General features: G+C 64.9%; 3 protein-coding genes. 2 read left to right on the forward strand and 1 reads right to left on the reverse strand.

Annotated features, from left to right (window positions below):
- Nucleotides 1-42: 42 nt before the first annotated feature.
- Complete coding sequence (locus ABAC460_RS28190; protein ID WP_023451945.1) at nt 43-900, reverse strand: tetratricopeptide repeat protein; 858 nt, start codon at nt 898-900, stop codon at nt 43-45.
- Nucleotides 901-1016: 116 nt separating this feature from the next.
- Between ABAC460_RS28190 and ABAC460_RS28195 the strand changes: the two genes are divergently transcribed.
- Both ABAC460_RS28195 and ABAC460_RS28200 read left to right on the forward strand, forming a co-directional pair.
- Complete coding sequence (locus ABAC460_RS28195) at nt 1017-2426, forward strand: leucyl aminopeptidase family protein (protein WP_023451946.1); 1410 nt, start codon at nt 1017-1019, stop codon at nt 2424-2426.
- Between the two features lie 110 nt (nt 2427-2536).
- Complete coding sequence (locus tag ABAC460_RS28200) at nt 2537-3400, forward strand: C40 family peptidase (protein ID WP_023451947.1); 864 nt, start codon at nt 2537-2539, stop codon at nt 3398-3400.
- The last annotated feature ends 168 nt before the right edge of the window (nt 3401-3568 follow it).

Here is a 3568-nt window from a genome sequence, read left to right on the forward strand (position 1 = left end):
TTCGTGGAGAGGAGGGCGCTCGTTCATTCCGACTGAGGTAGTCTAGCCGCCTGACGCCTTCACCGTATCCCACGACCGTTCGGCCGGAGTAGTGGCTGCCACGCGCGCCTGGGAGGCCTCCTGCAGCCATTTCAGATTGGCGTCGGCCTGATCGGGCGGCAGGTCCTGGCGCAGCAAGGTTTCCGCCTCCGCCATCTTGCCCTGCATGCCCAGCACCAGGGCCAGGTTCTGGCGCACCTGGATCGAAGCGCCCTTTTGCGCCGCCGCTGTGCGCAGCAGAGGTTCGGCGCCGGCCAGGTCGCCGGCCTGGACCTTCGACATGGCGATATTGGTCAGGACGTTGGGATTATCGGGTGACAACTGCAAAGCCTTGGCCCAGGCCGCCTGGGCATCGGCCGGACGTTTGACATTGTCATAGGCCACCCCCAGCAGCGACCAGGCCTGCCAGTCGCGCGGTTTCAGCTCGGCGGCGTGCTGCAGGAGCGCTATGGCTTCGAAGGCATGGTTGCCGCCGATATGCGAGCGGCCGGCCGCCAGCAAGGCTTCGACATTGTCGGGCTGGAACATCAGGACGCGATGCGCCGTGTCGGCGGCCTCCTGATAACGGCCCAGGCTACGCAAGGCGTTAGAGAGGTAGATGCCCATCCTGGCATTCTTGGGGTCCTGATTGAACTCCCGCGCGAAGAAGGCCGACTGGGCCAGGGGATCGGACCGCAGCGCCTCCTGGACCTCGGCTTCGGTGGCCGGGCGGAAGCGCTCGACCTGCTGGTCCGGGATCAGGGTCTGGGACTTCTGCGACTGCGCCTTGTCGTCCTTGTCCTTACCGAACAGCCCGGCCTGGGCCGAGCCGGCTGACAGCACGGCGGACAGGGCGATCACACAGGCGAAATAGGTCTTCATGGCGTTGCCTCGCAAGATTTCTTGGCCCAACCGCCCCAGGTTAAGACTTCGGTGACGGCCATGAAGATACAGTTAAAGGTGTTGCGTTTTTGTTAACTAATATTACCGGGGCCGAAATGCCGACACCCTTGCCGACCAAGCCGCAAAAAATCGAGCACTTCATCTTTGCCGTCTTCGAGGAAGACGTCGCCGACATGATCGCCGCGCTGAAGCCCGCCCATGCCGGATTCCTGCAGGCGCGCGGCTTTACCGGCAAGAGCGGCAACCTGGTGGTGCTGCCGTCAGGCCTGGGCTCCAACGAGATGGGCGGCATGTGGGCCTGGTTCGGCCTGGGGGCGCGCAAGGCGTTCAACCCCCTCACCTTCCGTGCTCTGCCGACGCAGCTCCCCAAGGGCACCTGGAAGCTCAAGGTCGAGGCCGACCTGGACCTGCACGCCATTCACGTCGCCTGGGGCCTGGGCTCCTACAGCTTCGGCACCTACAAGGCCTCCTCCAAGCCAGTCGAAGCGCGCCTGGACGACGGCGACCTGACCCAGACCGAGCGCGAGGAGATCGCGCTGGAGGTCCTGGCCCATGACCGTGTCCGCGACCTGGTCAACACCCCTGCCAACGACATGGGCCCGCCGCAGATCGAAGCGGCCGCCCGCGCCATCGCCAAGGCCCACGGCGCCGATATCGGCGTCATCGCCGGCGAACTGCTGAAACAGAGCTATCCGGCGGTCTATGCCGTGGGCAAGGCTGCCGCACCGGAGAATGCGCCGCGCCTGATCGAAATCGCCTGGAAGCCGGCCAAGCCGCGCGGCGTCCCGCCTGTGGTCTGTCTGGTCGGCAAGGGCGTCGCCTTCGATACCGGCGGGCTGAACATCAAGACCGCCGGCATGGGGCTGATGAAAAAGGATATGGGCGGCGCCGCCCACGTCCTGGCCCTGGCCGAATGGATCATGGCCAGCCAGCTCAATGTCGATCTGCACGTCCTGATCCCGGCGGTCGAAAACGCCATTTCCGGCAACGCCATGCGCCCGGGCGACGTGTTGCATACCCGCGCGGGCCTGACGGTCGAGGTCGGCAATACCGACGCCGAAGGCCGCCTGATCTTGGCCGACGCCCTGACCCGCGCCGCGGAACTGGAACCGGCGCTGACCATCGACTTCGCGACGCTTACCGGCGCCGCCCGTGTCGCCCTGGGCCCTGACGTCATTCCCTTCTATTGCGACGACGAAGAGGTGGTGCGCCAGCTCGAAATCGCCTCTATCGCCCAGTTCGACCCGTTGTGGCGCATGCCGCTGTGGGCCGGCTATAACGACGCGCTGGACTCCGACATCGCCGACCTGAAGAACGACCCATCGGCCTGGGCCCAGGCCGGATCGGTTACCGCCGCCCTCTTCCTGCAGCGCTTTGCGCCGAAGTCCGGCGCCTGGGTCCACCTGGATGTCTTCGCCTGGAACCCGCGCGGCCGGGCCGGCGCCCCGGTCGGCGCCGAGGCCCAGGCCTTAAGGGCCGTTTACGCGCTCATAAGGGCGTATTAAGGGGAACACGGAGCGCTAACCTCCTGTTATCTGTGCAGGGTAACGTGACCTTTACGTCCATGGTATAGGTTGGTGGGGAGATAGAAATCCCAGTTAAGGCTTCCCGCCCCATGACGCAAAACAGCGACGACAACTTCGACAAGCGCATCGTGCCGTTCAAGGACGGCGTGACCGATCAGGCCTATGAAGGCGTGATCCGCGCGCGGTCCTACGTGGCCGGCGAAATCCTGAGCTGCTACGACGCCACCGCCCCCATCCTGTCGCAGCCGGAACACGGCGCCGAACAGTGGGACCAGTTGCTGCTGGGTGAGCGTTTCAAGGTTATCGAGCGCAAGCACGACTTCTACTGGGGCCAGGCCCTGCGTGACGGCTATGTCGGCTATGTGCCGGTGTCGGCCTTCCGCCGCGACTGGTACCTGCCGACTCACTATGTCGCCACCCTGCGCACCTATGTTTTCGGCGGCCCGAACCTCAAATCGTCGATCCTGTGCGCCCTGAGCCTCAATTCGCTGGTCAATGTGACGAAGTTCGAGAACGGCTTTGCCTATATCAACGACATGGGCTGGGTGTTTACCAACCACCTGAGCGACTTCGAGCGCTTTGCCGACGATTTCGTTGGTGTGGCCGAAAGCTATATCAATGCGCCGTACCAATGGGGTGGCCGCGAAAGCATCGGGCTGGACTGCTCGGGCCTGCTGCAACAGGCCTTGTATGCCTCGGGCTATGGCTGCCCGCGTGATTCCGACATGCAGGCGCGCCTCGGTATCGGCCTTGAGGTCGGCTCCGACCTGAAGGGCTTGGTCCGCGGCGACCTGGTCTTCTGGAAGGGCCATGTCGCCATCATGGTCGACGCCGAGCACATCATCCACGCCAATGCCCACCATATGAAGGTGGCGGTCGAGCCCCTGCGCTCTGCGGTCAGCCGCATCGACAGTTGCGGCTCCGGCATGCCGACGGCTTTCCGCCGGCTGTAAATGCTGAGAATTTCAAAGAAAAAGCCCCGCCGGAGTACCGGCGGGGCTTTTTGCTGTTCTGTGTTTGCCTTAGTGGCCAGCAGCAGGCGCCGGAGAGGCGGCTTCACCGGCAGCCGGGGCAGCGGCACCCTCAGCGGCCGGGGCCGCGGCGGCAGCGCCAGGCGCCCG

This window comes from Asticcacaulis sp. AC460 (genome assembly GCF_000495795.1).
GTDB lineage: Bacteria > Pseudomonadota > Alphaproteobacteria > Caulobacterales > Caulobacteraceae > Asticcacaulis.